The sequence below is a fragment of the Bradyrhizobium sp. SZCCHNR1043 genome, assembly GCF_032489675.1.
GTDB lineage: Bacteria > Pseudomonadota > Alphaproteobacteria > Rhizobiales > Xanthobacteraceae > Bradyrhizobium.
Window position 1 is genome coordinate 1 of the sequence record NZ_JAUEYN010000034.1, and the last position, 1,565, is coordinate 1,565.

General features: G+C 59.8%; 1 protein-coding gene. It reads right to left on the minus strand.

Annotated elements, in window-relative coordinates; all coding sequences use genetic code 11:
- Positions 1 to 271 precede the first annotated feature (271 nt).
- On the minus strand, positions 272 to 1,372 hold the full coding sequence (locus tag QX039_RS33020; protein WP_315701243.1) for an IS4 family transposase: 1,101 nt from the start codon (positions 1,370 to 1,372) through the stop codon (positions 272 to 274).
- Positions 1,373 to 1,565 lie beyond the last annotated feature (193 nt).

A 1,565-nucleotide genomic window follows, 5' to 3' on the forward strand; every position in this document is an offset into this window, starting at 1 on the left:
GAATGGCGTGTCGTTGTGTTCTCGCGGCGCATCTGCGTCCGAGCTATCCATGATCGTGCCCCTCTTAAAATGAAGAGGGGGCAGGGAATGCCGCATAGGCGTTAAGGTAGCGCGAGCATCGATTGATACTTGCGTTTTCGAGGAGGCTCGCGAAGGTGGCGCCCCAACGCGCGTTTTCTGCGGCGCAAGCAACGGATGGTTGGTTGTGGAATGATTGCTTGCAGCAAGGATGCAACGAGCTGCTGCAGGACCCGCCAAGCGCCAGGCGTCGTTAAGCGGCCTGCGTCCAGTGGGGAGAGTCCTCGAAGTCGCTGGCAAGCGGCTCGAGCAACAGGATGATCAGGAGGTGGGCCAGCAGGTAGGGCTTGGCAGAGCGCGGATCGGTTCCTGGCGGCGTCTTGAGGCCAATCAGACTCTTCAGTCGCTTGAACCCAAGCTCGATCCGCCATCGCAATCGATAGAGCGCAAGCACATCTTTGGTGGAGAACTCGTCCCGCGCGAGCGACGTGATCAGAATGACCCAATCCGCAGCCTCCAAAGTTTCTTTGGAGATGATGCGGTTTTCATCTTTTGCGTCTTGCCGGGCTTTACGCCGAGAAGCAGCAGCCGCACCGGTGGGCTTCTTGATTGCGACCAGACGCATAGCCAGAGGCGCGCCGCCCTTGCGCTTGATCCAAATCTCCCGATCGACCAGTCCGCGCGCCTTCGCGGCACGCAATTGGGCCATCAGATCGAACGGAAGGCCTTTGGCGTCAAGCCAACGTGCGTTCTTCCAGCCCGCTCGGATCAAAACGTCGGCCCCGGCTTCGCGGACGGCCGCAATGCGGTCAGGTTGCAGATAAGCGCGGTCAGCAATGCGGATCTCGTTCTTGACCACTGGTATCCGGTCAAACGTTTCGCCCTCTTGCTGATCTGTCAGCTCGAAGTGACCAAAGCGCTCATAGGGCAGATCAAATGCGCTATGAACGCGCCAAAGCTCACTGTTCTTGCGCGCAGCCGGTCCCGCCTGAGGCACTGTCGTCGCATCGATGATGCGGATCAGGCGGCCTTGGCTCGCCTTCGGAGCTGCCGCAGCGAGCAAGCCCTCCACCAGCACCGCAAACCAATCACCACATTGACGCAGCCGATAGAACAACGCCACGCTGGTGAGGTCGGCAAGGCCAACAGAAGCCGCCCATGCGGCTGTCGATCTCAGCCCTCTTTCACCCAAACAATAGGCCAGCATCAGCCGAAGTAACGTCACCGCATCTGGAATCTGCCGCCGACGCGCGAAGGCCTTCGTCTGGCGCGCAGTTTTCTCGAGCTGCGCAGCCCCGCCCAGCTGCGCAACCACTCTCGTCCAGTCCTCGTTCAGGAGCGATTCGTCTGCCATCCCCTGTTCGAATCACGGCGGATTCCAACACTCAAGCATAAACTTAACGCCTATGCGGCCTTCCCTGCGCCCTCGATATCGAAGAGGGTTTCAGATTCAGCATCACCCGGGCGCAATCGTACCGCGGGAACGCGAAGGTGTGTGTTCCAGGATCGTCATTGCGAGGAGCGAAGCGACGAAGCAATCCAGACTG